General features: G+C 32.2%; 4 protein-coding genes. 3 read left to right on the top strand and 1 reads right to left on the bottom strand.

What is annotated here, in order from left to right:
• Window positions 1-192, top strand: a 192-nt coding sequence (locus ACI3VO_RS15375; protein WP_439758757.1) for a hypothetical protein, incomplete at its 5' end; no start/stop codon positions are given.
• Between the two features lie 173 nt (window positions 193-365).
• On the opposite strand, the gene ACI3VO_RS15370 is transcribed toward ACI3VO_RS15375, so the two are convergent.
• Complete coding sequence (locus ACI3VO_RS15370; protein WP_439758756.1) at window positions 366-512, bottom strand: hypothetical protein; 147 nt, start codon at window positions 510-512, stop codon at window positions 366-368.
• A 4-nt stretch (window positions 513-516) separates the two neighbouring features.
• Here ACI3VO_RS15370 and ACI3VO_RS15365 point away from each other — a divergent pair, with 4 nt between their 5' ends.
• Together ACI3VO_RS15365 and ACI3VO_RS15360 are read left to right on the top strand one after the other, a co-directional pair.
• On the top strand, window positions 517-1,056 hold the full coding sequence (locus tag ACI3VO_RS15365; RefSeq protein WP_439758755.1) for a hypothetical protein: 540 nt from the start codon (window positions 517-519) through the stop codon (window positions 1,054-1,056).
• A gap of 744 nt (window positions 1,057-1,800) precedes the next feature.
• Window positions 1,801-1,938 (top strand): hypothetical protein, encoded by a 138-nt coding sequence (locus ACI3VO_RS15360; protein ID WP_439758754.1) that lies wholly within the window; start codon window positions 1,801-1,803, stop codon window positions 1,936-1,938.
• Window positions 1,939-2,299 lie beyond the last annotated feature (361 nt).

Here is a 2,299-nt window from a genome sequence, read left to right as displayed (position 1 = left end):
GAAATAACTAACCTTGATATTACCTATAACACATCTACTAATACTACTAAAGTGTATATAGATGGAGTTATGACGGGTTCTACTAATGATATTGATTTAAGAACTGTAATTGGAACTGATCTTATAAATCCAAATATCTATTTGGGATGCTCTAAGTATGACGAGGATTATTTCAATTTTGCAGATGTTTAGTATTATAGACTAATGATTTACTCTAAGGCTCTAACCGATTATGAGATTCTTCTTAACTTCTTACAAAATTAGGCTTATACTAATTTTACTGAGTAGGGATTACCTGATGGAACTCTTATATCTGACGGATTTAGAAGAAACTTCATTAACTATAATAGTACTACTGGAGAAATTTAGGAATCGTACTTATGGGATAATTCTAATGAAACATATTCAGTTAGTAATTTTATAACTACAAGTGTAGGAGATGATGGTAGTACTTCTACTGGGATAAATCCTAATATATCTTTATATACTATACCACTTCCGATATTGTACATAGATTTGTCCTCATTTGAAGCATGGTCTTGGAATAACTTTATATCTATAGATGGAAACGTAAGAGATGTTTTAAAAGCTAATCCTGCTCGTGGAGCACGCTTTAACTATTATGATCCCAATGGTTCCAATAGTAATATAATAGTAGGTGGATGCATGATAGAATTACAAGGTACTTCTACTCTTAATGATGCAATTAAAAATTTAAACTTTGGAATTAACTGGGATATTGGCTCTGCCACTAGAACAGTGTTTATTCCGAAGAAAAATTGGTGCCCTGAGGATTTATATACACTAAAAGCTGATATTGTAGATAGTTCTCACAGTTCTAATGCATCTATAGGTAAGTTTATTAATGATGTTCTTGCTAATACCGAAGACATTGATGCTACTTGGTATCAGCCTCATGCAGGAGCATTAAGTAAGTTTAAGGCAGCTGATTCATTCTATTCTAAATCGTCCACAGCTAATTATAAACCTACTATGAAGGTAGCCGTAGAAGGATTCCCAGTATTTGTAATTATACGATTCTATTCTGGAGACTAGTAGGTTATTGATGTTCATAGTCTTGGTATCTATTAGTTTATATTAGGTCGCGATAGCGAACATAACCTTGGAATGAAGTCTCTTGAATATATTAAAGATAATACTGGTTCTGATATATAGGTAGATAAAGTTCCGTATTATAAAGAAGGATGTACTGTTAAAGAGTTTGATATGTAGTCTTAGTGGGTAGAAGCAAATGATACCATTGCGATGCCTATAGGAGTGGATTTAGCCAACGATGACTTGTCAAAAGCTTAGCTTACAGCAGCTTTTTGGTAGTATGATAAAGATACCTTAGATAGTTTATTCTCTGTTAAATATGGAACTGCGGAGAGTGTTTAGTCTGTTAGTGGGTTTATAGATTTAGCTAGAAATATTGCATAGGCTCCAGTTAGAATATAGAGTTCTTTTAGTATAGATAACAAAGGCCTAGTTGGAAAAGAATATTATAGCGGATATGATGAGTATAAAAGGATAAATGGTATATGGACGCCTACAGGTAATAAAATTACTTAGGTAAATAGTACTGATGCTCTTAATGGGCTAGAAGCCTCTTTAGATATATCTTCTGCTTACAAGTATGCTACAGTTGCCTTACTGTTTGGACTTGTAGATAATTTCTGTAAGAATATGCCTTTTATATCGTTTGATGGTGATACCTAGTTTAAGATGGGATTCTATGATATGGATACAGCATTTGGTCTAACTAATCAAGCTGATTTAGGTATATAGCCCTATGTATATATGAAGGGATTAAGAAATAATAGTTCTAATCTTATTGAAGAATACTACACTGGAGCTTCTGATGCTGTAGCTATATTAGGAAAAGAAAACAAGTTATTCTTAAGTCTTGAAGCTAATAAAGTAATGGCAGTAGATTAGGGTTTATCTGATAGTTCTGGAAATAGATACTCCGATTATTGGGTAGATTTGAGAAATAAACTATATTAGAAGTATAAAAATTCTTATAGTACTCTTGCTGATTACTTTGTAGAATAGTTCTTTAAACCTCAAACTGAGGGTTGTGGGGAGTTATTATTTAACCTTACATACTAGGCTAAATATATTGATACTCAAACATATACTAAATTACATGGTAGAAGAATAAGTTAGGTTAGATAGTGGTTAAAAGAACATATTAAGTTCTTAGATAGTATTACATAGTGGAAGACTTCTAATTAGGCTTTAGCTCTAGGAGATGCTGAATCTATTAAGACCATAGCTTTGACTTCTTTTGATTATT

Source organism: Intestinibacter sp., from assembly GCF_051866655.1.
Classification (GTDB): domain Bacteria; phylum Bacillota; class Clostridia; order Peptostreptococcales; family Peptostreptococcaceae; genus Intestinibacter.
The sequence above is the reverse complement of the archived record's forward strand: the minus strand, read 5'-3'. Positions and strand labels throughout refer to the sequence as shown.

Excerpts from the sequence above, each read along its gene's own strand:
- ACI3VO_RS15370 (WP_439758756.1), bottom strand. The coding sequence starts at position 512 with ATGTACAATATCGGAAGTGGTATAGTATATAAAGATATATTAGGATTT.
- ACI3VO_RS15360 (WP_439758754.1), top strand. The coding sequence starts at position 1,801 with ATGAAGGGATTAAGAAATAATAGTTCTAATCTTATTGAAGAATACTAC.